This window comes from Brevundimonas sp. AVps23W, from assembly GCF_058681395.1.
Genome location: NZ_CM178738.1, coordinates 2,387,361 through 2,411,408 on the forward strand (window position 1 = coordinate 2,387,361; position 24,048 = coordinate 2,411,408).

28 protein-coding genes and 1 tRNA gene are annotated in these 24,048 nt (G+C 66.1%); 8 read left to right on the top strand and 21 right to left on the bottom strand.

All coding sequences use genetic code 11. The features are described from left to right. The first annotated feature begins 175 nt into the window (after nt 1-175). From ACW177_RS11565 to ACW177_RS11575, 3 genes are all read left to right on the top strand, one after another. Nucleotides 176-748 (top strand): FKBP-type peptidyl-prolyl cis-trans isomerase, encoded by a 573-nt coding sequence (locus ACW177_RS11565; protein ID WP_492025850.1) that lies wholly within the window; start codon nt 176-178, stop codon nt 746-748. 140 nt (nt 749-888) lie between these two features. Next, nucleotides 889-2,856 carry a M61 family metallopeptidase gene (locus tag ACW177_RS11570; protein ID WP_492025851.1) on the top strand — a complete coding sequence of 656 codons (1,968 nt, stop codon included), beginning with the start codon at nt 889-891 and terminating at the stop codon, nt 2,854-2,856. A 252-nt stretch (nt 2,857-3,108) separates the two neighbouring features. Continuing rightward, complete coding sequence (locus ACW177_RS11575) at nt 3,109-5,082, top strand: M61 family metallopeptidase (RefSeq protein ID WP_492025852.1); 1,974 nt, start codon at nt 3,109-3,111, stop codon at nt 5,080-5,082. 183 nt (nt 5,083-5,265) lie between these two features. Here ACW177_RS11575 and ACW177_RS11580 read toward each other — a convergent pair whose 3' ends face one another. Further along, nucleotides 5,266-5,943: a type 1 glutamine amidotransferase domain-containing protein gene (locus ACW177_RS11580; protein WP_492025853.1), complete on the bottom strand. Its 678-nt coding sequence runs from the start codon at nt 5,941-5,943 to the stop codon at nt 5,266-5,268. A gap of 109 nt (nt 5,944-6,052) precedes the next feature. Between ACW177_RS11580 and ACW177_RS11585 the strand changes: the two genes are divergently transcribed. Continuing rightward, nucleotides 6,053-6,961: a CE1 family esterase gene (locus ACW177_RS11585; protein WP_492025854.1), complete on the top strand. Its 909-nt coding sequence runs from the start codon at nt 6,053-6,055 to the stop codon at nt 6,959-6,961. Between the two features lie 111 nt (nt 6,962-7,072). Here the strand turns inward: ACW177_RS11585 and rplL are convergent, their stop codons facing one another. From rplL to ACW177_RS11610, 5 genes are all read right to left on the bottom strand, one after another. Then, nucleotides 7,073-7,456, bottom strand: a complete 384-nt coding sequence (gene rplL / locus ACW177_RS11590) for a 50S ribosomal protein L7/L12 (RefSeq protein ID WP_008259470.1) — start codon at nt 7,454-7,456, stop codon at nt 7,073-7,075. 62 nt (nt 7,457-7,518) lie between these two features. Then, the gene (rplJ, locus tag ACW177_RS11595) at nt 7,519-8,034 is read right to left on the bottom strand and encodes a 50S ribosomal protein L10 (protein ID WP_492025855.1); all 516 of its coding nucleotides are present in this window, start codon (nt 8,032-8,034) and stop codon (nt 7,519-7,521) included. A 302-nt stretch (nt 8,035-8,336) separates the two neighbouring features. Beyond that, nucleotides 8,337-8,798, bottom strand: coding sequence for an NUDIX hydrolase (locus ACW177_RS11600; RefSeq protein ID WP_492025856.1), 462 nt, complete (start codon nt 8,796-8,798; stop codon nt 8,337-8,339). A gap of 167 nt (nt 8,799-8,965) precedes the next feature. Continuing rightward, nucleotides 8,966-9,664 (bottom strand): AI-2E family transporter, encoded by a 699-nt coding sequence (locus tag ACW177_RS11605; RefSeq protein ID WP_492025857.1) that lies wholly within the window; start codon nt 9,662-9,664, stop codon nt 8,966-8,968. Nucleotides 9,665-9,769: 105 nt separating this feature from the next. Beyond that, a complete protein-coding gene (locus tag ACW177_RS11610) occupies nt 9,770-10,198 on the bottom strand; it encodes a winged helix-turn-helix transcriptional regulator (RefSeq protein WP_492025858.1) in 429 nt (142 codons plus the stop codon). 53 nt (nt 10,199-10,251) lie between these two features. On the opposite strand from ACW177_RS11610, the gene ACW177_RS11615 reads away from it, so the two are divergent. Further along, complete coding sequence (locus ACW177_RS11615) at nt 10,252-10,860, top strand: NAD(P)-dependent oxidoreductase (RefSeq protein WP_492025859.1); 609 nt, start codon at nt 10,252-10,254, stop codon at nt 10,858-10,860. 98 nt (nt 10,861-10,958) lie between these two features. Here ACW177_RS11615 and ACW177_RS11620 read toward each other — a convergent pair whose 3' ends face one another. From ACW177_RS11620 to ACW177_RS11660, 9 genes are all read right to left on the bottom strand, one after another. Further along, nucleotides 10,959-11,462 (bottom strand): DUF2059 domain-containing protein, encoded by a 504-nt coding sequence (locus ACW177_RS11620; RefSeq protein WP_492025860.1) that lies wholly within the window; start codon nt 11,460-11,462, stop codon nt 10,959-10,961. A 142-nt stretch (nt 11,463-11,604) separates the two neighbouring features. Then, on the bottom strand, nt 11,605-12,294 hold the full coding sequence (gene rplA / locus ACW177_RS11625; RefSeq protein WP_271163929.1) for a 50S ribosomal protein L1: 690 nt from the start codon (nt 12,292-12,294) through the stop codon (nt 11,605-11,607). Between the two features lie 3 nt (nt 12,295-12,297). Further along, a complete protein-coding gene (rplK, locus tag ACW177_RS11630) occupies nt 12,298-12,729 on the bottom strand; it encodes a 50S ribosomal protein L11 (protein ID WP_008259841.1) in 432 nt (143 codons plus the stop codon). Nucleotides 12,730-12,902: 173 nt separating this feature from the next. After that, the gene (locus ACW177_RS11635) at nt 12,903-13,400 is read right to left on the bottom strand and encodes a GFA family protein (protein WP_492025861.1); all 498 of its coding nucleotides are present in this window, start codon (nt 13,398-13,400) and stop codon (nt 12,903-12,905) included. A gap of 140 nt (nt 13,401-13,540) precedes the next feature. Further along, nucleotides 13,541-14,116, bottom strand: coding sequence for a transcription termination/antitermination protein NusG (nusG, locus tag ACW177_RS11640; protein ID WP_271163931.1), 576 nt, complete (start codon nt 14,114-14,116; stop codon nt 13,541-13,543). Between the two features lie 13 nt (nt 14,117-14,129). Beyond that, nucleotides 14,130-14,429 (bottom strand): preprotein translocase subunit SecE, encoded by a 300-nt coding sequence (gene secE / locus ACW177_RS11645; protein ID WP_271163932.1) that lies wholly within the window; start codon nt 14,427-14,429, stop codon nt 14,130-14,132. A gap of 70 nt (nt 14,430-14,499) precedes the next feature. Next, a tRNA-Trp gene (locus tag ACW177_RS11650) sits at nt 14,500-14,575 on the bottom strand. Between the two features lie 96 nt (nt 14,576-14,671). After that, nucleotides 14,672-16,006, bottom strand: a complete 1,335-nt coding sequence (locus ACW177_RS11655; protein ID WP_492025862.1) for a hemolysin family protein — start codon at nt 16,004-16,006, stop codon at nt 14,672-14,674. A gap of 95 nt (nt 16,007-16,101) precedes the next feature. After that, nucleotides 16,102-16,236, bottom strand: coding sequence for a hypothetical protein (locus ACW177_RS11660; protein WP_492025863.1), 135 nt, complete (start codon nt 16,234-16,236; stop codon nt 16,102-16,104). Between the two features lie 137 nt (nt 16,237-16,373). Here ACW177_RS11660 and ACW177_RS11665 point away from each other — a divergent pair, with 137 nt between their 5' ends. Continuing rightward, the gene (locus ACW177_RS11665; RefSeq protein ID WP_492025864.1) at nt 16,374-17,006 is read left to right on the top strand and encodes a DUF938 domain-containing protein; all 633 of its coding nucleotides are present in this window, start codon (nt 16,374-16,376) and stop codon (nt 17,004-17,006) included. On the opposite strand, the gene ACW177_RS11670 is transcribed toward ACW177_RS11665, so the two are convergent. After that, complete coding sequence (locus tag ACW177_RS11670; RefSeq protein ID WP_492025865.1) at nt 17,007-17,408, bottom strand: hypothetical protein; 402 nt, start codon at nt 17,406-17,408, stop codon at nt 17,007-17,009. It abuts the gene before it with no gap. Nucleotides 17,409-17,774: 366 nt separating this feature from the next. Between ACW177_RS11670 and ACW177_RS11675 the strand changes: the two genes are divergently transcribed. Then, complete coding sequence (locus ACW177_RS11675; RefSeq protein ID WP_492025866.1) at nt 17,775-18,554, top strand: pseudouridine synthase; 780 nt, start codon at nt 17,775-17,777, stop codon at nt 18,552-18,554. Here ACW177_RS11675 and ACW177_RS11680 read toward each other — a convergent pair. The 4 genes from ACW177_RS11680 to crcB form a co-directional block, all read right to left on the bottom strand. After that, entirely contained in the window at nt 18,538-19,290 is a 753-nt protein-coding gene (locus ACW177_RS11680) for an ATP12 family chaperone protein (protein WP_492025867.1), read from the bottom strand. The two genes, ACW177_RS11675 and ACW177_RS11680, sit on opposite strands and share 17 nt — an antisense overlap. A 16-nt stretch (nt 19,291-19,306) precedes the next feature. Further along, the gene (locus ACW177_RS11685; RefSeq protein ID WP_492028112.1) at nt 19,307-20,710 is read right to left on the bottom strand and encodes a putative 2OG-Fe(II) oxygenase; all 1,404 of its coding nucleotides are present in this window, start codon (nt 20,708-20,710) and stop codon (nt 19,307-19,309) included. Between the two features lie 74 nt (nt 20,711-20,784). Next, nucleotides 20,785-21,810: an RluA family pseudouridine synthase gene (locus tag ACW177_RS11690; protein WP_492025868.1), complete on the bottom strand. Its 1,026-nt coding sequence runs from the start codon at nt 21,808-21,810 to the stop codon at nt 20,785-20,787. Then, nucleotides 21,807-22,202 carry a fluoride efflux transporter CrcB gene (gene crcB, locus ACW177_RS11695; RefSeq protein ID WP_492025869.1) on the bottom strand — a complete coding sequence of 132 codons (396 nt, stop codon included), beginning with the start codon at nt 22,200-22,202 and terminating at the stop codon, nt 21,807-21,809. Before crcB ends, ACW177_RS11690 begins: the two co-directional genes overlap by 4 nt. A 144-nt stretch (nt 22,203-22,346) precedes the next feature. On the opposite strand from crcB, the gene ACW177_RS11700 reads away from it, so the two are divergent. Next, the gene (locus ACW177_RS11700; RefSeq protein ID WP_492025870.1) at nt 22,347-23,540 is read left to right on the top strand and encodes a hypothetical protein; all 1,194 of its coding nucleotides are present in this window, start codon (nt 22,347-22,349) and stop codon (nt 23,538-23,540) included. Here ACW177_RS11700 and ACW177_RS11705 read toward each other — a convergent pair whose 3' ends face one another. After that, nucleotides 23,541-24,029: a CC0125/CC1285 family lipoprotein gene (locus tag ACW177_RS11705; RefSeq protein WP_492025871.1), complete on the bottom strand. Its 489-nt coding sequence runs from the start codon at nt 24,027-24,029 to the stop codon at nt 23,541-23,543. Nucleotides 24,030-24,048: the final 19 nt, after the last annotated feature.

Sequence of the window (24,048 nt, forward strand, 5' to 3'; positions counted from 1 at the left end):
ATCTCATTACGAGTGCTAACCATTGATCGTGACGTCGCCACATTCCCTTGTGCCATCCCGTCCGTCAACCCCAATCTGTAGTGTCACGTGAGCGTTGGCAGAAAATTAACTATCCACATCTTGTAGAGGCTGCCGGCCGACTGGCGTGGTGAGGAAAGTCTGCTAGCGTCGCCCTATGACTCGCATCGCCCTGCCCGCCGCCTTCGCCCTCGCCGCTCTCTCGCTCGCCGCCTGCGCCTCGCGCGGCCAGCCCGTCACCTATGCCGAGACCGCCTCGGCCGCCGCCCGCGCCGCCGCCGAGGTCGAGGGCCAGGCCTCGCTGACGCCTCAGCAGGCCTGGGACGCGGGCAACACCGCCTATCTGGCCTGGAACGGCGCCCGGCGCGGCTGGACCACCACCGCCAGCGGCCTGCAATACCGACGTGTCGGCAAGGCCCATCCCGAAGGCGCCCAGCCGTCGGCGACCGACACGGTCAAGGTCCACTATCGCGGGACTTTCATCGACGGACGCGAGTTCGACAGCTCCTACGCCCGCAACGAACCGGCCGAATTCCCGCTGAACCGCGTCATCAAGGGCTGGACCGAAGGCGTCGCCCTGATGCGCGTGGGCGAGATCTATGAGTTCGTCATCCCCGCCTCGCTCGGCTACGGCGGCCGCTGGGTCGGCGGCGACGAACTGCCGCCCAATTCGACCCTGCGCTTCTCGGTCGAACTGCTTGAGGTCAAGCCTGCGGGTTCTGCGAACTAAGGCGCCGGGCCCTTCCAGCCCTCGGGCTGAGTCTTCTCGCCGGAGCCCAGAAGTGCGGATGCGCCTGACGGGAAGGCTTGACGCCCCGCCCCCTGCGGCAGACTGTCGCGGCCTCCCCAGTGGCTTGAGAGTTCGTGTCGATGATCCCCTCCCGCCTGAGCGCCCCCGTTCTCGGCCTTAGCCTCGCCCTCCTGCTCGTCTCCGCCGCGCCTGCGGCCCTGGCACAACAGGCCTCGGCCGCGCCCCCCGCCCTGGCGGCGCCCCTGCCCGCCATCCCGGCCGCCCGCGACGTCGCCTATCCGGGCGTGATCACGCTCGATATCGACGCCACCAACCTGGCCCAGCATATCTTCGCGATCACCGAGACCATTCCGGTGGCGCAGGCAGGGCCGATGACCCTGTTCTTCCCCGAATGGCTGCCCGGCAACCACGGGCCGGTCGGCCCGATCACCCAGCTGGCCGGGATCGAGATCACCGCGAACGGCCAGCGCGTCGAATGGGTGCGCGACACCCTCTCGCCCTTCGCCTACCACCTGACCGTCCCGGCCGGCGCGACCAGCCTGACCGTGACCATGCAACACCTGTCGCCGACCAGCGGCAATCAGGGCCGGGTGACGATGACGCCCGAGATGCTGAACATCCAGTGGGAGAAGATGCTGCTCTATCCCACCGGCCACTGGTCGCGGAACATCATGGTCCAGCCGACGGTCAAGTTCCCGACCGGCTGGCAGTTCGGAACGGCGCTGGAGCCGCAGACCAAGGACGGCGGCGTCCAGACCTTCAAGCCGGTCAATCTGGAGGTCCTGGTCGACAGCCCGGTCTTCGCCGGCCTCCACTATCGCCAGATCGACCTGAACCCCGGCGGCCGCTCGCCCGTTCGCGCCAACTTCGTCGCCGACGAGGCCAAGAGCCTTGAGGCCACCGACGAGCAGATCCAGATCCTGCGCAATCTGGTCGATCAGATGGACCGGCTGTACGGCGCCCGACACTTCGACCACTACGACTTCCTGATCGCCATGACCGACAAGCTGGGCGGCATCGGGCTGGAGCATCACCGCAGCTCCGAGAACTCGGTCGATCCGGAGTTCTTCACCGGCTGGGCCACCCATCTCGGCGACCGCGACCTGCTCAGCCACGAGATGAACCACTCCTGGGACGGCAAATGGCGTCGCCCCGCCGATCAGCTCGTCCCCAACTTCAACAGCCCGATGCAGAACAGTCTGCTATGGGTCTATGAGGGCCAGACCCAGTACTATGGCGAGGTGATCGCCGCCCGCTCGGGCCTGCTGACCAAGGACCAGGCGATGGAATCCCTGGCCCTGACCGCCGCCACCTATGACGCCCGCGTCGGCCGCCAGTGGCGCGCCCTTCAGGACACCACCAACGACCCGATCATCAGCCAGCGCCAGCCCAAGCCCTGGCTGGCCTGGCAGCGGGACGAGGACTATTATTCGGAAGGCCAGCTGATCTGGCTCGACGTCGATACGACGATCCGGGAGAAGACCGGCGGCCGCAAGTCGCTGGATGACTTCGCCAAGGCCTTCTACGGCGTCCAGGACGGCAGTTTCGAACCCGCGCCCTACACCTTCGAGGATGTGGTGGCGGCCCTGAACGGCGTCGTCGCCAACGACTGGGCGACCTTCCTGCGCGCCCGCCTCGACGCGACCGGCCCCGACGCCCACGCCCCCCTCGACGGCCTGACGCGCGGCGGCTGGCGCCTGGCCTATGCCGAGACCCCGACCGCCTATCAGAAGACCCTGTTCGGGGAGTTCAAGCGCAACGACTTCACCTATTCGCTGGGCTTCCAGACCGGCGAGAACAACGCCATCCGCAGCGTCCAGTGGGGCAGCCCCGCCTTCGACGCCGGCCTGGTGCCGGGCATGGACATCGTCGCCGTCAACGGCCAGGCCTCCAACCCCGACCGCATCGCCTCGGCCATCACCGCCGCCAAGGATCCGGCCGTCTCCGTCACCCTGATCGTCAAGGACGGCGACCAGTACAAGACCATCACCCTCCCCTACCACGACGGCCTGCGCTACCCGCGGCTGGAGCGGATCGAAGGAACCCCCGACCGCCTGGGCGACATCCTCACGCCCCGCAAGCACTGAACCCAACTCACCTCCCCGTCGGCGAAAGCCGACGGGGAGGACAGGCGGGAGCGTCAGCGAACGCCAGGAGGGGGCGACTCGGTGTCAGACGCTCTTGGATTCACCCCCACTTTCTGAGTCGCCCCCTCCTGATCGCTGGCGCGATCTGTCCTCCCCGCGCGCCTCCGCGCGCGGGGAGGTGACCATCTGTCCCTTGACGCTTCTCCCCCGCTCCCCGACGGTGCGTGCCTGCCCTCTCGCTCGGATGACCTGATGTCGCGTACCCGCCTGACCGCCGCCGCCTGCCTCGCCGCCCTAATGGCCGCCGCCCCGGCCCTGGCCCAGGACTTCCAGTCCACGCCCGTCGTCACCGACCCGACCCAGGCCGCCCTGGCCCTGCCCCGGTCTCAGCCGGCCATCCCGGCGCCTGCCGACACCCCCTATCCCGGCGTCATCCAGTACCGGGCCGACATCACCGACCTCGACCGCCGCATCATCCGCGTCCGCCAAACCATCCCCGTCGCCGGCCCCGGCCCCCTGACCCTGCTCTATCCAAAATACCTGCCCGGCAACCACGCCGACACCGGCCCGATCCAGCTGCTGGCCGGCCTGACCGTCACGGCGAACGGCCAGCGGATCGAGTGGCTGCGCGACACCCTCGAGCCCTATGCCTTCCACCTCGACATCCCGGCGGGCGTCACCCAGATCGAGGTGGCCTTCCAGCAGCTGACCCAGCCGGACAGCTCCAACTGGCGCGTCCTGATGACCCCGGCCATGGTCAATCTGCAGTGGGAGAAGGCCATCCTCTACCCGGCCGGCTACTACAGCCGCCAGATCCCCGTCGCCGCCTCCGTCGTCCTGCCCGCCGGCTGGAACTACGGCACGGCCCTGACGACGGCGTCCCGCGAAGGCGACATCGCCGCCTTCGAGACGACCGACCTCTACACCCTGATCGACAGCCCGATGTTCGCCGGCGCCCACTACCGCCGCGTCGACATCGACCCGACCGGTGACCGGGTCCACCTGAACCTGCTGGCCGACGAGGAGAAGGGCCTCGCCGCCACCGACGAGCAGCTGAAACTCTACGAGAACATGGTCCAGCAGGCCGACCGCCTGTTCGGCGCCCGCCACTTCGACAACTATGAGTTCCTGTTCGCCCTGACCGATCAGATGGGCGGCATCGGCCTGGAGCATCACCGCAGTTCCGAGAACACCGGCGCCCCCGGCTTCTTCACCGACTGGGCCAAGAGCGCCGGCGACCGGGGCCTGCTGCCCCACGAGTACACCCACTCCTGGAACGGCAAGTTCATGCGCCCGGCGGACGAACTGACCGCGAACCACAATGTCCCGACCCAGAACACCCTGCTGTGGGTCTATGAGGGCCAGACCGAATACTGGGGCGACGTCCTGGCCGCCCGCGCCGGCCTGCACTCCAAGGGCGTGGCCCTTGCCACCCTGGCCAATGTCGCCGCCTTCTACGACAACCAGCCGGGCCGTCAGTGGCGCGCCCTTCAGGACACCAACAACCACAACCTCCTCGGCTACCGCGTGCCCGGCCAGTTCCCGTCATGGATGCGCGGCACCGGCGACTACTACCGCGAAAGCCTGCTGGTCTGGCTGGACGCCGACACCCTGATCCGGGCCCAGACCAACGGCCGCAAGTCGCTCGACGACTTCGCCAAGGGCTTCTTCGGCCATGACGACGGCGAATGGGATCCCCAGGGCTACACCTTCGATCAGGTCGTCGCCGCCCTGAACGCCGTCCACCCGCACGACTGGGCCGGTTTCCTGCGCGACCGGCTCGACGCCGTCGGCCCCGACGCCCGCGCGCCCCTGGCGGGGATCGAGCGCGGCGGCTGGCGTCTGACCTATACCGACACCCCCACCGCCGACGAGAAGGCCGTCAACACCGGCTGGGCCAACGACTTCCAGTATTCGCTGGGCTTCACCCTGGCCGGCGACAAGATCGCCAATGTCCTCTGGGGCGGCCCCGCCTTCGAACAGGGGATCGGCGCGGGCTGGAGCCTGGTCGCGGTCAACGGCAAGGCCGGCTCGGCCGAGGTGCTGCGCAACGCCGTCACCGCCGCCAAGGGGACCGACGCCCCGCTCGAACTGCTGATCAAGTCCGGCGACCGCTTCCGCACCGTCGCCTTCGACTACCACGACGGCCTGCGCTATCCGCGCCTGGAACGGATCGAGGGAACGCCGGATCGCCTGTCGGACATCCTTGCGCCGAGGAAGCGCTAGAACGGTCACCTCCCCGTCGGCGAAGGCCGACGGGGAGGACAGGCGGGAGCGTCAGCGAACGCCAGGTGGGGGCGAGGCGGTGTCTGACGCTGGCGTGGTCGTCACCGCCGTCGGAGTCGCCCCCGCCTGGTCGCAAGCGCGACCGGTCCTCCCCACGCGCCTTCGCGCGCGGAGAGGTGAGTCCTACTTCAACAACCCCAGCAGCGCCTCAGCCGCTTCACGCGACGAGCCCGGGTTCTGCCCCGTCACCAGCTTGCCGTCGACCAGCACATACGACCCCCAGTCCGGCCCCTTGGAATAGTCGCCGCCGTTGGCGCTCAGCACATTCTCCACCAGGAAGGGCACCACCTCCGTCAGGCCCACCGCCTCTTCCTCCGAGTTAGCGAAGCCCGTTACCCTGCGGCCTTCGACCAGCGGCTTGCCGTTCGGTCCATGGACCGACTTCAGCACGCCCGGCGCGTGGCAGACGAAACCGGTCGGCTTGTCCGCCTTGGCGAAGGCTTCGATCAGGGCGATGGAATCGGCGTCCTTCGCCAGGTCCCACAGCGGGCCGTGCCCACCCGGATAGAAGACAGCGTCGAAATCCTCGACCTTCACCGACGCCAGCTCGACGGTCGCGGCCAGGGCGGCCTGTGCCTCAGCGTCGCCCTTGAACCGGCGCGTATCCTCGGTCTGGGCGTCCGCGTCGTCGCTCTTGGGATCCAGCGGCGGCTGACCGCCCTTCGGCGAGGCCAGCACGATCTCAGCGCCCGCGTCCTTCATCGCATAATAGGGTGCCGCCAACTCCTCGAGCCAGAAGCCGGTCTTCTTGCCGGTGTCGCCGAGTTGATCGTGCGAGGTCAGAACCGTCAGGATTTTCATTTGAGGGGGATCTCCTTTTCAGGCGTAACAAATGGGAAGCCAGACCGATCCCGCCACAGCGTTTCAGGAATCGCTTCACCCTGTCGCTGGAGCAAAAGGAGACGACAGTATGAGACATTGGTTCGGAGCCCTGGCGATCGGCCTGAGCGTCCTGTGTGTCGGCTCCATCGCCAAGGCCGACTGCGCGATCGGGGAACCCGGCGCCACCCGCAGCGTCGCCTTCGGTCCCGACCGGCGCGCGGTGCAGATCCATATTCCACGCGGCTTCGACCCCGCCCGGCCTGCGCCCCTGGTCTTCGTCCTGCACGGCAGCGGCGGCACGGGGGCGGCGATCCTGAACGCTTCCAGCCTGGCCGAGACCGCCGACCGCCACGGCTTCATCGTCGCCGCGCCCGACGCAGGCATCCCGGTCGAACGGGGCTTCGTCTGGAACGTGCCGGGCGTGCCGACGATCACCGGCCAAGTACCTGGTCCAGACGACGCCGACGACGTCGCCTTCCTGATCCAGACCGTCGAAGAACTGGCGTCCCAAGGCTGCGTCGACGACAGCCGGGTCTACGCCACCGGCCTGTCGGGCGGCGGTCGGATGACCTCCTGGCTGGGCTGTGTGGCCGCCGACCGTTTCGCCGCCATTGCGCCGGTCGTCGGCCTGCGCGCGGGCAACCCTGGCAAGGGCTCGCCTGACGCGCCCGACCCGGCCACCTGCCGGCCGTCCCGCCCCATGCCGGTCATCGCCTTCGCCGGCGACGCCGACACGACCAATCCGATCCAGGGCGGCGGCGCGCCCTACTGGAGCTATACGATGCACGCGGCCGAGCAGCGCTGGGCTCAGTTGAACGGCTGCGCCACGACCCGCCCGACGCTCTGGGTCTCGGCCTCGGTCTATGAGGAAGGCTACGTCGACTGCCGCGACGGCGCCGAGGTCGTCGGCCGCATCACCCGCGACGGCGGCCACAGCTGGGTCGCCGACAACGAAGCCATGTGGACCTTCTTCGCCCGTTACTCACGGCAGGACTGATCCTCGCCAACGGCCTCAAGTAGCGCGAAGCGCGATAGGCCCCCAAAAGAAAAGACCCGGCGGTTTCCCGCCGGGCCTTTCCGATATTCAGCAAATGCCGAAAGTCAGATCTTACTTGATCTGAACCTTGGCGCCGGCTTCCGTCAGCTTCTTGGCGACTTCGTCGGCGGCTTGCTTGGAGACGTTCTCGACGACGTTCTGCGGAGCGCCTTCGACCAGGTCCTTGGCTTCCTTCAGACCCAGGTCCGAACGGACGCCGCGGACTTCCTTGATCACGTTGATCTTCTTGTCGCCGCCGTCGATCAGGACGACGGTGAATTCGGTTTGCTCTTCGGCGGCTTCAGCCGGAGCAGCGCCACCACCGGCCGGCATGGCCATGGCGACGGGAGCAGCGGCGCTGACGCCCCACTTTTCTTCAAGCAGCTTCGACAGTTCAGCAGCTTCGAGAACGGTCAGAGCGGACAGGTCTTCGACGATCTTGGCGAGGTCAGCCATTGTCAGTTTTCCTTCGGAGGATTGGGATTAGGGAGTGATGCAGAGATGAAAGGCTGTGCCGCTTACGCGGCTTCCTTGGTGGCGTAGGCGTTGAACACGCGAGCCAGCTGACCGGCGGGTGCTTGCAGCACGCCGGCGATCTTGGTCGCGGGCGCATTGAGCAGGCCGATGATTTGGCTGCGGACTTCGTCGAGGGTCGGGAGCTTGGAAAGAACTTCCACGCCCTTCACGTCGACGACGGTTTCGCCCATGAAGCCGCCGATGATCTTGAAACGATCATTGGCCTTGGCGAACTCGGTGGCGACCTTGGCGGCCGTACCGGGGTTCTCGGCGTAGGCGATGCCCACGGGCCCCTTGAACAGGCCGTGGTAGTCGCTGCCTTCTTCGGCTTCGAGCGCCTTCAGCGCCAGGCGGTTCTTGACCACCTTGAACGCGCCGCCTTCTTTACGAAGACGGCCGCGCAGATCTTCCATTTCCGCAACGGTCAGACCCAGGTTGTGGGTCACGACCACGGAGCCGGCGTCGGCGAATACGCCCTTGAGCGTCTCGATCGACTCGGCCTTTTGTGCGCGGTCCATTGCGGTCTCCAGTCTTGGCATTCGCCGCCGGGCTTATTCCCGACAGCGGATTGACCAAAGCGCCGCGCATCGCTGCACAGCGTTCAGGCCGGTCGTATTGTCCGAAGGATGCGTCTGACGGCGTCCGTCCCGGAATGCGGGCTGACAGCGCAGGTTCGCGTCCCCATCTCCCCACGGCGTCAGAGGGCTCTCTGACAGTTATGGCCTGGGTGACCCCCACGCCCCGAAGTTCTCGGACAGGACCGTCAAAGGCATAAACCTCTGACGGGAAGCGGCGCTCTTACAGCGGCGCACCGGCGAAATCAAGCCAGCTGTTCATCCGTTGGCAGGGTGGCGGTGAATCCGAGGATCAAGGCGGCAAGATCAGGTTCCTGAACCGAAGCCGCGGCCTCCGCAGGCGTCATCCAGCGTCGTTCCCGCTGATGGGCCTCGGGCCAGTGGCCCAGTTGGATCAGCACTTGCAAAGGATAGACCGAGACCACGCAGCGACGCTGGCCGCCGTCCTTGAGGCCTTTGGCGTAGCGAAAGACGCCGATCGCCCGCTCGTCGATCTCGCCCTTGACCCCCGCCTCTTCCATCGCCTCTTGAACAGCCGCCTCCGGGTCGGTCTTTCCCAGCATCCGGCCGCCTTTGGGAATGACCCAGCGCCGCGTCTCGCGCGACGTGATCATCAGAATACGATGCTCGCCATCTTCCATTCGCCAGGGCAGAGCCGCCACCTGGCGGGTTTCCGATCGCTCTGTTCGCTTGGTTCCGCCGGCCATCCCTCAGTTCCCCTCCGACGATCGGCGATCAAGACGCCAGCCGCGCGACGACGTTCCTCGCCCGCTGCCTATGACCATACGTGCCGAGACGACGATCCCCTGATCGCGCGCCTTCCCAAACGTCATCCGGCCCGCAACGTCAAGTAGACGGTGACGATGAAGGAAGGTCATGGCTGCCCCGGCGCTTCTGCGTTTGTATCGCCCAGAAAATCCTGCCGGTAGAGCATGGTGACGACCGTGTGCAACACCAGCGCCAGAGGGGTCGCGAACAAGATCCCCAGAGGTCCAAACAGGGCGCCGATTCCCACGACGGCGAAGATACCCAGCACCACGGGAAGATTGGCGACATTCTTCTGAACCATGGGGGTGATGAAATTGCTCTCGAGCTGAGACACCACGACATAGAGGGCCAAGGTCATAAGCGCCGTCTCCCACCCCTGGGTCGCGCCGACCAGAACCGCCGGTATGGCGGAAACAATGGGCCCGACGATGGGCACGAACTGCGCCACGCCGGTCAACAACCCAAGACCCACGGCGGACGGCACCCCGATCAGCGCCAAACCCGTCCCGGTCAGGACGCCGACCAGCACCATCGAGAACAGCTGCGCCTTCAGCCACCCCTTCAGGGCACGGCCGCAACTGTTCAGCACTTCCCGCAGGCGCGGTCGTCTTCCCATCGGAACCAATGACAACAGACCTTCGCGTGACTTGCAGGGCTCAATGGCCAGGAACACGCCGGCGACGATCACCAACACCATTGTCGTCGCCCCCGAGGCGAAGCCCAGGGCGAACCTCTGCGCGATCTGAAGGGCTTGGCCGGTCTGATCCCCCAGGCTCCGCAGTTGATCGCCCCCTCCGTGGTCCATGCGCGTATCACGCGTCGATCTACCCAAGCCGAACATCTTGCTCCCCTTTGCAGTAGGGGAACAACGCAACGGTGATCGGGCCGTTCTAGATGCGCCGAAAAAGACTCAGGTCGGTCCGGACGACCTTCGGTCCGCATGACGGTCATAGGCGATCTGCGCCGCCTCCACCTCGTCCATCCGCGTCTCGGCCCAATCGATCATCGACTGCAGCGCCGCCATAAGCGAACGACCCAAAGGCGTTACGGCGTAGGTCACGGATATCGGCACGGTGGGCACGACAGAGCGCGAAATCAGGCCGTCCCGCTCCAGCGACTTCAACGTCTGACTCAGCATCTTCTGCGAGACGCCGTCGATCCTGTGCTTCAGCGCATTGAACCGTGCCGGCCCCTCGCCAAGCACGATCAGGATCAGGGTGCTCCACTTATCCGCGATCCGATCCAGAAGCTGCCGCGTGGGGCAGGCGGAGGAAAACACGTCGCCGCGTAGGCGGGTTTCCAACAGGTGACCAGGTGAGGAAAAGGTGCCGTCTTGCATGACTGATATCCATAGCGCACCAGGTCACTATTGGAAACCAATAGGAGAATTCCATGAAGGTCGCAGTCCTCGGCGCCAGCGGTCGCGCCGGTTCGGAAATCACGAAGGAACTGGCCGCGCGTGGCCATACCGTCGTGGCCGTCGCGCGCAAGCCCGAAACCATTCCTGCCGCGCCCGGCGTCACCCCGACCGCAGGCGACGCCTCGGACGCCGTCGCCCTAGCCGAGATCATCAAGGGCTCGGACACGGTAATCAGCGCCCTGCATTTCGACGTGCCCGCTGCGACTCTGCTCGGCGCGCTGAAGACCGCCGGGGTCGGCCGTCTTCTGGTCACGGGCGGCGCCGCCAGCCTGGAGGTCGCCCCCGGCGTCCGCCTGATCGACACGCCCGAATTTCCTGAAGAATGGAAGATCTTCGCCCAAGGCGGCATCGTCTTCCTGGACGCCCTGCGTGGCGAGACCCAGATCGACTGGACCTTCTTCTCCCCGGCCGCCTTCATCGAAGAAGGCCCCCGCCTGGGCGTTTTCCGCACCGGCGAAGACCAGTTGATCACGGACAACAAGGGCGAAAGCCGCATCAGCTTCGCCGACTACGCCATCGCCATGGTGGACGAACTGGAACAGCACAACCACAGCCGCGCCCGCTTCACAGCGGCATACTGAAGACAACCGGCGGCGGGGCCTCGATCCCCGCCGCCGCAGCCTTCGCCCGCCGCACCTTCATGCAGGTCTGACGCGACGTCCCTCGGTGCTGCGCCAGGTCAGTTCCTTGCGGCCTCAGCCATGGCCGCCTTCAGCTCACGCCGCTGTTCGGCGGTGCATTCGAATTCGTCGCAAAGAATATTGCCCATGTCGGCCATGATCTCCGGCATGATCGACTGGATCGCCTCGGCCAAACGCGGCGCGGCCTGATAGCTCTTGGTGACCATGGAGCGGCCGATGTCGCTTTGGTAGAAGTCCACGAGGGCCTGGAGTTCCTCCAGCGTGAAGATATCGGCATAGATCGGCGCCATCACCTCGAACATGCGCGGCATCATGCGAGCCGTCATTTCGCCCATGACCGCGCGGAACTTTGCCGCCTCATCCTCAGACATGCCTTCGAGCTCAGCAGGCATCATCATGGAGGTCATTTGACCCAAGGCAGCGCCCAGTTCCTCCCCTTGCATCAGAGAGACGAACTTGTTTGCGAGCGCCAGCCGGGCGGCGCTGTCGTCGCGCGTCTCGGCCAGCGCGGCGGGCGCGCAGAACAGGGTAAGGGCCAGCATCAGCCCGCCGAAAACGTGTCGCATCTTAAACCCCCAGTTAGAGACGACACCCTGCCGCGCAGTCTGGTTCCAGACAAGAAAAAAGCGGCGAGGATCGCTCCCCGCCGCTCTTCAATACCGTTCGTCTTTCGACGCAGGCGGATTAGGCGCCCAGCGAGGCCGGATCGACCTTGAAGCCCGGGCCCATCGTGGTCGACAGGCTGATGCGCTTCACATAGGTGCCCTTGGCGCCGGCCGGCTTGGAACGCACCAGGGCGTCCACGATGGCCTTCACGTTGGCTTCCAGGGCGTCCTGGGTGAACGAGACCTTGCCGATGCCGGCGTGGACGATGCCCGCCTTCTCGACGCGGAACTCGACGGCGCCGCCCTTGGCGTCCTTGACGGCCTGGGCCACGTTCGGGGTCACGGTGCCGACCTTCGGGTTCGGCATCAAGCCGCGCGGGCCCAGCACCTTACCCAGACGGCCGACCAGGGCCATCATGTCCGGCGACGCGATCACGCGGTCGAACTCCATGAAGCCGCCGGCGATCTTTTCGTACAGATCTTCAGCGCCGACGTGTTCAGCGCCGGCTGCGGTGGCTTCGGCGGCCTTGGCGTCCTTGGCGAAGACGGCGACGCGAACGTCACGGCCGGTGCCCGACGGCAGGTTGACGACGCCGCGGACCTGTTGGTCGGCGTGACGCGGATCGACGCCCAGGTTGACCGAGATCTCCAGGGATTCGTCGAACTTGGCCTTGGCGTTTTCCTTGGCCAGCTTGATGGCGTCGGTGAACGGCAGCAGGTCTTGGGTGACGCCGGTGCGGGCCTTTTGAGCCTTGGTTTGCTTGGCCATGGTTTAGCCCTCCACCACTTCGAGGCCCATCGCGCGGGCGGAGCCTTCGATGATCTTGGCCGCCGCGTCGAGGTCGTTGGCGTTCAGATCCTTCATCTTCTTTTCGGCGATCTCGCGCAGTTGCGCCTGCGTGATCTTGCCGGCGACTTCACGGCCGACCAGCTTCGAACCCGACTTCAGGCCCGTGGCCTGCTTCAGGTACCAGGTCGCCGGCGGCGTCTTGGTGATGAAGGTGAACGACTTGTCCTGATAGACGGTGATCACGGTCGGAAGCGGGGTGCCCTTGGCTTCCTTTTCGGTGCGCGCGTTGAACTCCTTGCAGAAGCCCATGATGTTCACGCCGCGTTGACCCAGAGCCGGGCCAATCGGGGGCGAAGGCGTGGCCGAACCGGCCGGCACTTGCAGCTTGATATAGCCGAGAATCTTCTTGGCCATTGGTCTCTCCTATGAATGACCCGACGACTTAACGGCGGGCCGGTGAGCCGTGGTGCGGCATGGCTGCCTCCCACGGATTTGACGCTCCACAAGCCGAGGCCCGCCGAGCGAAGGCGCGCGTGTAACAGAGGGGGGGCGGAAAGGCAAACGGAGGTCGAACGCAGCGCTCCGCCTCAGCCCTCACCCGTCTTGCGCCGCTCGATCAAGGCCGTCAGCCGTTGGACCCGCTCGGGCGGCAAAAGCTGCGTCTGGTCATAGACCGTCTCGAACACGGGGATGTCGTCCGGGAAGACCGCCCAGGGCATGGCGTTCTCGGTGAAGATGATGGCGTCAGGCCTAAAGTCGCCGGGCTGATCCAGCGTGCCGACCCGCACGCCGGCGCCCAGCCGCCCCAGACGGGGATAGTGGCTCCAAACGGCCACCCCGCAGGATTTGCAACGCCGTATGACATGCGGTCCGCCGCTGCCCGCCGTGACGGTGTGATCGGACAGTTCGCCTTCGATCAGGGTCAGCCGTTCCGTCTCATAGAAGGCGTTGACCACGGATGTGGACCCAGTCTGCCTCTGGCACAGGCGGCAGTGGCAGTTGTTGACGAAGATCGGTTCGCCCTCGACCTGATAGCGCACCGCGCCACAGGCGCAGCCGCCGACATGGATCCTATCGACCGACATCACATCCTCCCCCTGACGGGATGAAACATCCAGCAGGCGCGAGTGGAAGACAACACGCGCCCTGCCCCCCATTCGGAGACGACAAGAAAAAAGCCGCGCCCTTTCGGACGCGGCTTCAAATCTCGAAGGGTGCGTGAGCCTCAGCCCGCGACCTTCTCCACCTGGGCGTATTCCAGTTCGACCGGGGTGGCGCGACCAAAGATCGACACGGCGACGCGCAGGCGGGCCTGTTCCTCGTCGACGCTCTCGACCGAACCGTCGAAGCTGGCGAACGGACCGTCGATGACCTTGACCTTCTCGCCGATGTCGAAGCGGATCGTGGGCTTCGGACGTTCAACGCCCTCTTCCACCTGGCCGATGATGTTCTGAACTTCACGTTCCGAAACCGGCAGGGGCTTGGTGCCGCCGGCGGCGCCCAGGAAGCCCGTGACCTTCGGCGTGTTCTTGACCAGGTGATAGGCTTGGTCGGTCATTTCCATCTTCACCAGCACATAGCCGGGGAAGAACTTACGTTCCGAGTTCACCTTGCGGCCGCGACGGATCTCGACGACGTCCTCGGTCGGAACCAGGATTTCGGAGAAGGCGTCTTCCAGGCCTTGCTGCTTGGCCTGGTCGCGCAGTTGCTCCGCCACCTTCTTCTCGAAGTTCGAGTAGGCGTTGACGATATACCACTTGTGGCGCGGATTGGCGGGCTTTGCGGGCGCTGCATCGGTCATGGGCGCGTCTTTCTCAGGATCCGAGAGCGATGATGTAGCGGAAGGCGAAACCGAGACCGGTATCGACCACCCAGAAGAAGATGGCGGCGATGACCACCATGATGAAGACCATCACCGAGGTGATCCAGGTCTCCTTGCGGCTCGGCCACACGATCTTGCGGCCCTCGGCCATGACTTGCTTGTAGAAGTCGCCAGGGCTCGTACGCGGCTTCTTGGGCGCGGGCGCATCAACGGTGATAGCGGCGGCGGCCGCAGCCGTCTGGGGCTTGGCGCCCGCCTGGGGCCGCTTGCCGGGAGATTTGGCCTTGGCCATCAGTTGCTCTTCACACAATTGTTCCTGTCGCCCCAGATGGGAAGTCCCATCCGGAAGCGACAGGGGGGATTGGCAGGAGTTGGGGGACTCGAACCCACGACCCCCGGTTTTGGAGACCGGTGCTCTACCAGCTGAGCTAAACTCCTAGACAACCGCCCGAACCCTCGGGTCCGTGCGTTCGCCAGAGGGGGGCGTATGCCCGACGCCGCCCGTCATTTCAAGGGCGATGTGACACTTGCGGTTCAGTCGCCCAGATGCGCGGCGATCGCCTCGCGCTCGGCTTCCGCTTTCACCAGTTCCTTGAAGATCAGCTTGTCGATGCGACGGTCGTCCATATCGACGACCTCGACCTCGAATCGCCCGATCTGCAGGACCTCGCCCTCGTCCGGAACCCGCGACAATTGGTGCAGGACCAGGCCGGCGACGGTGTGGAAGCCTTCGTGTTCGCCGAAGTTCTCGCCCAGGGTGTCCGCCAGGTCGTCCAGATCGGTCTGGCCGTCCACCAGCCAGCTGCCGTCCGCGCGCTGGTGGACCCAGGCCTGTTCCTCGTCATGGCCCTCGTCAAAGTCGCCGGCGATCATCTCCAGAATATCAGTCGCCGTGACCACGCCTTCGAAGGCGCCATACTCATCGACGATGAAGGCCATGTGGATGCGCGATCCCTTCAGGATCTCCAGAGCCTTCAGGACCGAGGTCGACTGCGGGATGAAGGCCGGTTCGGCGACCAGGGGTTCGATATCGAACTTGCCGTCGGTCAGCAGGGCGTCGAGCAGATCCTTCTTGTGGACCACGCCCAGCGGATTATCGACGTCGCTCTCGCGCGCCACGACGATCCGGGAATAGGGGCAGGTTCTGATCTCCTCGCGCAGGACCGTCTCGGGGTCGTCCAGTGCGATCCAGTAGACCTCGTGGCGCGGCGTCATGGCGACGCGAACGGGCCGGTCGCCCAGGCGCAGGATCTCTTCGATCATCACCTGTTCTTCGGGTTCGATCAGGCCGGCGGAGGTGCCTTCCGCCAGGATGGTCGCCACCTCTTCCTGGGTGACGTCCGAACCGTCGCGGTCCTTGACGCCCAGCAGCTTGAGGATACCCGAGGTCGAGGCCGTCAACAGCAGCACGAAGGGTTTCAACGCAATCGCCAGGGTCGAGATCGGCGGCGCCATCTTCGACGCGATCGTCTCGGGGAAGATCAGGGCCAGCCGCTTGGGCACCAGTTCGCCGACGATCAAGGAGATATAGGTGATGCAGACAACCACCAGGGCGGTGGAGAAGATTTCCGCATAGGCCGCCAGGGCCGGGAAAGCCGCCTCAAGAATCCGGTCCAGCTCGCCGGCAATGGTCGCCTGGCCGTAGGCGCCCGCCAGAATGCCGATCAAGGTGATGCCCACCTGGACGGCCGACAGGAACTGGGTCGGCTCCTCAGCCAGTTTCAACGCCTTACGCGCGCCGCGGTCCCCCCTCTCCGCTCGGCTCTGAAGTCTCGACCTCCGGGACGAAACGACCGCCAATTCGGTCATGGCGAACAGGCCGTTGAGCACCACGAGGAGCAGAACGACGACAATAGCGATGAGTAACATCTAGGGGTTTTTGGAGACCAACGCGGCGCGACAGACGGCGTCCGCCCAGAGATACTAGAGGAGGACGCGGGTTTACGCCATGTTTTCCTTCGGCCTCAGCCCGCCCGGCCAGCCTCGAGCGAGCCATAGGCGCCGGAAACCGCCCGGCCATCGGCGTCATATTGCGACGCGCAGGCGGACATCCCCAGGACGGTGCCGATGAACAATCCGATATGAAGCGCGCGCCGCATCGCAGTTACCAATCACTTAACGTCGCAAGCAGACATAAACGATTGATTAAGCCTCAAACAACCCGATGCGCCAACAAGGCGAACAACAACGCGAGCCTCGCCTCCCCTTCCCCATCCACGACGGCTAAAGAGAGGACATGCAGACCCTCGACACGCTCGCCGCCCTGCCTGACGGGGCCCTGTCATCGCCGGCCGCCCGACGGAACGCCGAAGCGATTCTGAACGTGCTGCGGGCGCATCTGCCTGCACGGGGACGGGTGCTGGAGATCGCCGCAGGCTCGGGCGAACACGCCCTGACCTTCACCTCGGCCTTGCCGGACCTCGACTGGACGCCCAGCGATCCCAGCCCAGAGGCGCGCGCCAGCATCTCGGCCTGGAGGCGCACCGGCCCATCGAACCTGAGAGCACCGCTCGCGCTCGACATGGTCGATCCGCAGACCTGGCCGCTGGACGGCTTCGACGCCGTCTACTGCGCGAACATGACGCACATCAGCCCCTGGTCGGCGACCGAGGGGCTGATGGATCTGGCCGGCCGCGTGCTGAGACGCCCCGGCGGTCTTCTGGCCCTCTACGGACCCTATCGCGAGGCGCAGGTCCCGCTTGCGGAATCGAACTCCGCCTTCGACGACAGTCTGAAGGCGCGCGACCCGGCCTGGGGCCTGCGCGACCGCGAGGCGGTCGAGGCCCTGGCCCGATCGCATGGCCTAGCCGCCACGCGTCGGGTGCAGATGCCGGCCAACAATCTGATGCTTCTGTTCAGAAGCGCCTGATCACAGGACCGAGACGGCGGCCGATAAATCGGCGCGCTCGTTCAGCAGGATCGCCTTGCCGGCCTTGAACATAGCGCCGTGCGCCTCTGCTTCGACGCCGAAGCTTTCGGCCGCCACAGCCACGCCGTCGGCGAAGGCGATCACCAACAGGTCATTGGCGCGGGCCAGATCGATCAGCGACCGCACAGCGGCCAACGAAGCTTCATCCTGCGAACCGCCTGGCACGACCAGCCCCCGCAACCGCCCTTCGACGATATCTGTCGCCGTCGCCGTCGCCAGCACGGTGACGCCGCCGGTGACCAGGCTGGCGTCGCCGGTCGAGATCGGGGCCAGGCCCACGCCTTCAGCCCGCAGCGCGCCTTCGACGTCGCCCAGTTCGCCGAATTCCATGTCACGTCGCATCACCAGCCCCATGCGGAGTCGGGTCGGAACAGGACGATTGTAACCAGTGCGACGGGGTCCGGCGGAAGATTTGCTTTGAGCGTACAAGACGTCTCCTTCTAGGGTTTCAATAAAGATCCAGATCCAACGACGGGGGTCGCCGAACCATCGACACGAATGACCAGAAAAACGAAAATCGACGGGTCCGGCGCTGGCCGTCCCGCATTCTGGATCGTTTGTGGAATGCCGCCTGATATAGTGAAAGTGATGTCGAGATCAACCTTTCCCGCCCAGGGCTGAAGGCCTCGTGATCCTGTCGCGCTGGATCGGCTTGCTCGCATCACCACCCGGCTCTAGAGAGCGGCATCGACTGAGCGACGGAATCCGATGGCCTTCACCCGCACCTATGACGGCGACGAACCCGTTCGCGTGAACAAATGGCTGGGCCAGACCGGCGTCTGTTCGCGCCGTGAGGCCGAGAGCCTGATCGCCGAAGGCCTGGTCTCCATCGACGGCGAGACCATCAGCGACGCCGGGCGAAAGATCGAGCCGGGCCAGACCCTGACCTTGAACGACACGGCCCAAGCCTCACTGGCCTCCGGCATGACCCTGGTTCTGCACAAGCCGGTCGGCTACGTCTCAGGCCAGCCCGACCCCGGCAAGATCCCCGCGGTCCGCCTGCTGAAAACGCCCAATCGCATCGGCGAGGGCGAGACCCCGGCCCGTGACGCCTCCCTGCCCCCCATCGGCCGGCTGGACGAGGATTCGCGTGGCCTGTTGCTGCTGTCGTCGGATGGCGTGGTGGCCAAGGCGGTGATCGGCCCGGCGTCCGAACTCGACAAGGAATATCTGGTCGTCGTCGAAGGCGTGATCACCGAGGGAAAGCTCAGCCGCCTGCGCCACGGCCTGGTGCTGAACGACAAGCCCCTAAAGCCGGCCCGCGTCACCCAGATCGAACCCCAACGCCTGCGCTTCGTCCTGACCGAGGGCAAGTACCGCCAGATCCGCCGCATGTGCGAACTGGTCGGGCTTGAGGTCGTCGACCTGTACCGCATCCGCATCGGCCCGCTGGAGCTAGGCGACCTGCCCGAGGGGCGCTGGCGCCATCTGACCGATCAGGAACGCGCCGCGCTCATCGCCGCCTCGACGGCTAGTCCAACGTCCTGAACCAACGGTCCAATAGTTCCGCCTCGGCGCGGCGCGCCTGAGTGCGTTCTGCGGCTTCCGCGTCCACGCCCCACTGTTCCTCCTGAAACAGCTCGTCGATCCGCGACAGGTCAAAGGCGACGCCGCCCGCCAGCGCCCCCTGCTCCACCGCCAGGGCCAGCACCGCCGACCCCAGCAACGGCACGGCCGTCGCCAGCCCCGTCAGGCGGAAATCGTCCATGGACAAGGCGTGCGCCTTCACCCGCGCGATGGCGTCGGGCGACTGCGGTCGATGCACGATGCCCGCGACAGGCTCCAGCGCCACCCCCATCTCGCGCCCCGCCCAGTCGCGCCACGGTCCCCACTCGCGCTGCTGGCGCTCGACCAGCGGCGTCGGGTGTTCGGCCAGATAGCAGACCACGTCCGACCCGGCGTAGGCCGCGATCTCATCCGCCACCGGCTCGCGCGCCTGACCGATCCGGTCGATGGCAGTCGAGGCCAGTCGCGTCGCGGGCATGGTCGCCGGCTCGACGATTTCGCCCTGCGCAGCCCACTCATCGGCGACAAGTCGGGCGGCGGCCTCGGTCGGCAGCACCAACGGCGCCTTGGCCGGCGTCTTGGGCGTCCGCCTATCCAGCAGCACGGCCCAGCCGCCGTCGGAATGGGGGGCGACGCCCGCCTCCTTCCAGAAGCGCGAGATTCGATCCGCCGACTGTTCAACAAAACGCGGGCGGCGCGGGACGGGTTTGTCAGTCATCGGAGATCCGTTGGAATCAGGCAGGCACGACATCGAACGCCAACGTCAGGCGCGGCGCCTCGCCGCCGAACGGCTGGGTGCCGTGCCACATATAGGAAGGAAAGAGCACCAACGTCCCCGGCTTAGGCTGCACATGATATTCGGCGGCAAGGTCCAGGCCGGGCGGCGCGCCAAACCGCAACCAGCCCTCGCGCGCATCGCCACCGACTGCAGGCGGTAGTTCAATATGGCAGGCTGACGACAGCCAACCGTTCGAATGGACATGGTCGGCGTGAAACCCGTTCGGCCGCAACCGCACTGACCAGCTACCCTGGATGCGATAATCGCCGGTGTTGCGCATCCTCAGAGGATCGCCTCCCTGACCCAGCGCCGCCATATAGTCGCGGATCGGCAGGTCGATGGCCTGGAAGAAGGCCATGATCGCGGGATCATTGCTTTCAGCCAACGGCGCGGCGGTCTGCGATCCCCCACGCAGTGATTGACCGACCGGATGGGTTTTCAAGGTGTGCAAGCCGTGCAGCGCTCGCGCCAGATCGGCTAGATAATCGTCCAACGACGCCCACCCCTGCGGCGCCTCCAGTTGATAGGCGCGCACGAAAGCGTCGTAATCGTACATTGCGCCATAACGGGCGTCGCCCAGCATCCGCCAGGCCGTAGCCTGAAAGGCCAGCACATGCTGATTCAACGGTTCGCGGTCGCGTAGCGCCTTGATCGGCGCCAGCGCCGCCTCGGCCTCGCCTAGCGCCAGCAAACATTCGATCTGCGTCACCGTGATCGCCGCAACCGCGCCGCCCGCCAGATCCGCCGCACGGTCTGCATGGCTTAGTGCTCGGCGTGGATCCAGGGTTAGGCAAGCCTGCGCCGCCGCCAACTCCGCTGGCCCGTCCATCGGCCCGGCGATTAGCGTGCGATAAGCCCGCTCCGTCTGACCCGCATATTCCAGTAACCGTGCCTTGATCTGGCGTAGCAGTGGCGCATTTGGCGACGCGGCTATGGCGGCGTCCAACGGTGCGCAGGCCGCGTCCAGATCCGCGTCGCGCATCCAGATCAGCTGACTCAAATCCCGCAGCGCGTCGCCATAGCCAGGTCGGCGCTTCAACGCCTGACGGTAGCCGTCTTCGGCTTCCTTGAACCGGCTCTGCATCTGCAACGCACGCGCCAGCACCAGCCAGGTCTCCGGCGCATCCCCGCCAATGGCCATGGCGTCGCGACACGCAGCTTCTGCCTCTGCTGCACGTCCCAGATCTCCCAGTGTGGAAGCCAGATTATGCCTCGCAGGCACGCTATTGGGCCGAACCTCGATCAGTCGAAGGGAAATAGCCGCGCTGTCTGCCAGGCGTCCCGCCCGCTTCAGCACATCTGCGTAAACAGATAGGGCCTGCCAGGGCGCATCCGGTTCCTCGACGACCGCCGCCAGCACGTCCAACGCTTCGTCCAGCCGCCCGCCGGCGGCCAGGGCCTTGGCTCGCTCGATCTGGAGTTCGGCGCCTCTCGTCATCGAATTCTTTTCACGCCCAGGAACGGATCGTCCTCCGCCTCGTCCTCGGAGAAGCCGAAGTGGGCGAAGCCGGCCTTCATTTCGGGGCTCAGGGGCGCGGTGACCTTCAATAGGCCGCCGCGCGGGTGGTCCAGTTCGATGCTGCGGGCGTGAAGCTGGAGCTTCAGCGGGCCGGACAGTTCCCTGGATTTCTCATCCCCGTATTTGGGATCGCCCAGGATCGGATGGCCGATGCCCGCCATATGGGCGCGCAGCTGGTGGGTCCGGCCGGTGAAGGGGCGCAGGGCCATCCAAGAGGCGCGGTGCGAGGCGCGCGACACCGTGCTGAAGGCCGTCTCGGCCGGCTCGGCCTTGGGATCCTTGCGCTCCGCCGGGCGCATCATCTCGAAGTCGTTGATGCCGGTCTTCTTCAGCGGCATGTCGATCTGGCCCGAATAGGGTTTCGGATTGCCGATGACGATGGCCCAATAGGTCTTCTTGGCCTGACGACGGGCGAAGGCGCCGGCCAGCCGCTTGGCCGCCTCCGGCCCCTTGCCCAGCAGCAGGACGCCCGAGGTGTCGCGGTCCAGACGGTGAACCAGGCGCGGCCGGTCCATCCCCTCGCCCCATGCCGACAACAGACGATCGACGTGACGGCTGGTCTTGGTGCCGCCCTGGACCGCCAGGCCGTGCGGCTTGTTGATGGCAATCACCATGTCATCCTCATAGAGGACCAGCGACTTGGCGAAGGCGATGTCGCGTTCCGACAGGGTGTGCAGATCCCCGGCCTGGCGCGAGGTGTCGTCGGGGATCGGCGGCACGCGCACGGCGGCGCCGGCGGTCAGGCGGCCTTCGGGTTTGATCCGGGCGCCGTCCACGCGGATCTGGCCGCTGCGGGCCATCTTCTGCACCTGGATGTTCGACAGGTGCGGCCAGCGGCGGCGGAACCAGCGGTCCAGACGGATGCCGTCCTCGTCCTCGGCGACATAGATGGTCAGGACTTCGCGCTTGGGCGCGTCCTCAATGGGGGGCTGGTCGGTCAAAGGGCGGCTCCAAAGGCGCGGCGGGCGACCATCAGGCCGATAAACAGGGCGACGACGGCCAGGACCACCGAGCCAATCACATAGGCGGCGGCCAGGGCGTAATCTCGGCGCTCGATCATCATCACCGCCTCCAGCGAATAGGAGGAGAAGGTGGTGAAACCGCCCAGCACGCCGACGGCGGCGAACAGGCGGATCGTCTCCTGCTGCGCGCCGCCCTTGAAGGCCAGCCAGCCGACCAGCAGCCCCATGGCCAGACCGCCAAGAACATTGGCCGCGAAAGTGCCCATCGGCCATGTGGCGTTCGGGGCCAGCCGGGCGGCCAGAAGGCCGAGGCCGAACCGGGCCATCGAGCCCAGGGCTCCGCCGGCGGCGACGAGAAGAAACCGTGTCATGATCCGGCGCTATATACGCCGCCGCCGCCGAAAGCGAAGCCTCCCGCACCGTCACACCGGTCTGACCGAAACTTCACTTGCCCTCGGACACGGTTAACGGCGATATCCAAGATGAGCCGTCAGCGGTTTGGGGGAAGCCAAGTCATGTCGCAGGAAGACAGCCAGAGCCCGGTGATCGCACCGACGATGACGCCGCCGCCACCCGTCGCCGAACCGGAACCGTCGACCGCCGAGCAGCCGCACGATCTGGCCGAGGCTCCGGCGGAGGCTCCGCGCACCGCGCCGCCGACACCGACGCCCAGCGACACCCCGGCCGTGTCCGATGAAGGCGTGCTGCGCCCCATCCAGGAAAGCGACTATTTCACCCTGGACGACGCCTCGATCGCCAAGATCTCGGGCAATATCGATCTCTATTTCAACCAGCCGCTCGAGATCTTTCCCTTCTGGGAGAACGAGAAGAAGCCCGACCGTTTCCACGTCCTGTTCGCGCGCCAGATCGAGGAACGGTTCCCGGCGGACCGCGACATCCGCGGTCGGGTTCACGCCTATGGGCGGCGCATCTTCCGCGCCCTATGCGTCCATGTCGGGATCAAGCGACTGACCCAGGCCCTGGCCATGATCGCCTTCGCCGTCCTGGCTGAAATGGGCCCGACCCTGTTCGCGGACTGGGCCGGGGGCCAACCAGCCGGCCTGGGCCTGAGCGTCCTGGCCATGCTCATCACAGGCGGAATTTTCTTCGGCGTCTCGACCATCCTGTTCATCCAGTACCGCTTCGGGCTGGAGAACGACTCCTACGAGCTGTCGCGCGAGATCGTGCAGCGGACACGGGAGCTGCAGAACCTGTTCACCAACGCCCGCGCCCTGTCGGATCAGGCCGAGACCACCTATCAGATGGACGGCAAAGCCTGGGGCCAGCGCGCCCTCTATCTGACGCGTCTGGTCATGTGGATCGGGGCGCGGATGGAATATCTGGAGAAGTTCATCCAGATGGAGCTGTGGCGCGTCCGGCGCGAGCGCTACTGGATGCGCTGGTTCGGGCGGATCACCGCGCCGACGGTGCTGTTGATCTGGCTGATCTTCTTCGCCTTCCTGCCCGCACCACAGGCCAACGAGATCGGCTTCCGCATCCTTCAGATCATCGCCGTCCTGCTGGCCGGCGGCGTGTCCTGGCTGTCCTATTTCCGCTGGCAGACGCCCGCCCAGGCGATCCAGGACAAGCTGGGGGCGGAGGGCTGGGTCCGCTACGCCTCGCTGGACGTGGACAATACCGTGGGCGACCAGGTGCGGCGCGACAAGGAGCGGCTGGTCGAATATCGCGCCCTGACCAGAGGCCGCTGATCAGCGCGGGATCGAGGCCTGCACCGACCGGGCGTCATAGGCGTTCGGACGGTCGGGCTTTGCGCCCCGCCCCATGACGATCTCCAGCGAGGTCGAGGTCGGGCTGGGCCCGCTGAAGTTCAGGCCCAGACCCACCCCGACGCCCGAGGACGAATAACCGCCATACCGGCTGGAGCCGCCGCCGATGGAGACGCTGGGCCGCACCCCGCCCGCGCCGCCAGGACGACCGTCGGTCCAGCTTTGGGTCACTTCGAACCAGTCATAGCCTTGATCTGTGGTCAGGTCCGCGGCCCGCACCAGGGCGTAATCCGCCACAGCGCCCGGCGCGCCGACGCCGTTGTAGGTGACGCGATACCGGTTCGACTCGATCCGCTGCTCCGAATACCCCTGCCCGCCCGGCGCGCGCTGGGCGCCGTAAGGGGCCAGGCTGGCGCAGGCGGCCAGGGCGAGGGTCGAGGCGGCGAGGCTGAGAATGGCGAGGCGCTTCATGGCGTTGTCTCCCTTTGAC

Excerpts from the sequence above, each read along its gene's own strand:
- ACW177_RS11565 (WP_492025850.1), top strand. The coding sequence starts at position 176 with ATGACTCGCATCGCCCTGCCCGCCGCCTTCGCCCTCGCCGCTCTCTCG.
- ACW177_RS11570 (WP_492025851.1), top strand. The coding sequence starts at position 889 with ATGATCCCCTCCCGCCTGAGCGCCCCCGTTCTCGGCCTTAGCCTCGCC.
- ACW177_RS11575 (WP_492025852.1), top strand. The coding sequence starts at position 3,109 with ATGTCGCGTACCCGCCTGACCGCCGCCGCCTGCCTCGCCGCCCTAATG.
- ACW177_RS11580 (WP_492025853.1), bottom strand. The coding sequence starts at position 5,943 with ATGAAAATCCTGACGGTTCTGACCTCGCACGATCAACTCGGCGACACC.
- ACW177_RS11585 (WP_492025854.1), top strand. The coding sequence starts at position 6,053 with ATGAGACATTGGTTCGGAGCCCTGGCGATCGGCCTGAGCGTCCTGTGT.
- rplL (WP_008259470.1), bottom strand. The coding sequence starts at position 7,456 with ATGGCTGACCTCGCCAAGATCGTCGAAGACCTGTCCGCTCTGACCGTT.
- rplJ (WP_492025855.1), bottom strand. The coding sequence starts at position 8,034 with ATGGACCGCGCACAAAAGGCCGAGTCGATCGAGACGCTCAAGGGCGTA.
- ACW177_RS11600 (WP_492025856.1), bottom strand. The coding sequence starts at position 8,798 with ATGGCCGGCGGAACCAAGCGAACAGAGCGATCGGAAACCCGCCAGGTG.
- ACW177_RS11605 (WP_492025857.1), bottom strand. The coding sequence starts at position 9,664 with ATGGACCACGGAGGGGGCGATCAACTGCGGAGCCTGGGGGATCAGACC.
- ACW177_RS11610 (WP_492025858.1), bottom strand. The coding sequence starts at position 10,198 with ATGCAAGACGGCACCTTTTCCTCACCTGGTCACCTGTTGGAAACCCGC.
- ACW177_RS11615 (WP_492025859.1), top strand. The coding sequence starts at position 10,252 with ATGAAGGTCGCAGTCCTCGGCGCCAGCGGTCGCGCCGGTTCGGAAATC.
- ACW177_RS11620 (WP_492025860.1), bottom strand. The coding sequence starts at position 11,462 with ATGCTGGCCCTTACCCTGTTCTGCGCGCCCGCCGCGCTGGCCGAGACG.
- rplA (WP_271163929.1), bottom strand. The coding sequence starts at position 12,294 with ATGGCCAAGCAAACCAAGGCTCAAAAGGCCCGCACCGGCGTCACCCAA.
- rplK (WP_008259841.1), bottom strand. The coding sequence starts at position 12,729 with ATGGCCAAGAAGATTCTCGGCTATATCAAGCTGCAAGTGCCGGCCGGT.
- ACW177_RS11635 (WP_492025861.1), bottom strand. The coding sequence starts at position 13,400 with ATGTCGGTCGATAGGATCCATGTCGGCGGCTGCGCCTGTGGCGCGGTG.
- nusG (WP_271163931.1), bottom strand. The coding sequence starts at position 14,116 with ATGACCGATGCAGCGCCCGCAAAGCCCGCCAATCCGCGCCACAAGTGG.
- secE (WP_271163932.1), bottom strand. The coding sequence starts at position 14,429 with ATGGCCAAGGCCAAATCTCCCGGCAAGCGGCCCCAGGCGGGCGCCAAG.
- ACW177_RS11655 (WP_492025862.1), bottom strand. The coding sequence starts at position 16,006 with ATGTTACTCATCGCTATTGTCGTCGTTCTGCTCCTCGTGGTGCTCAAC.
- ACW177_RS11660 (WP_492025863.1), bottom strand. The coding sequence starts at position 16,236 with ATGCGGCGCGCGCTTCATATCGGATTGTTCATCGGCACCGTCCTGGGG.
- ACW177_RS11665 (WP_492025864.1), top strand. The coding sequence starts at position 16,374 with ATGCAGACCCTCGACACGCTCGCCGCCCTGCCTGACGGGGCCCTGTCA.
- ACW177_RS11670 (WP_492025865.1), bottom strand. The coding sequence starts at position 17,408 with ATGCGACGTGACATGGAATTCGGCGAACTGGGCGACGTCGAAGGCGCG.
- ACW177_RS11675 (WP_492025866.1), top strand. The coding sequence starts at position 17,775 with ATGGCCTTCACCCGCACCTATGACGGCGACGAACCCGTTCGCGTGAAC.
- ACW177_RS11680 (WP_492025867.1), bottom strand. The coding sequence starts at position 19,290 with ATGACTGACAAACCCGTCCCGCGCCGCCCGCGTTTTGTTGAACAGTCG.
- crcB (WP_492025869.1), bottom strand. The coding sequence starts at position 22,202 with ATGACACGGTTTCTTCTCGTCGCCGCCGGCGGAGCCCTGGGCTCGATG.
- ACW177_RS11700 (WP_492025870.1), top strand. The coding sequence starts at position 22,347 with ATGTCGCAGGAAGACAGCCAGAGCCCGGTGATCGCACCGACGATGACG.
- ACW177_RS11705 (WP_492025871.1), bottom strand. The coding sequence starts at position 24,029 with ATGAAGCGCCTCGCCATTCTCAGCCTCGCCGCCTCGACCCTCGCCCTG.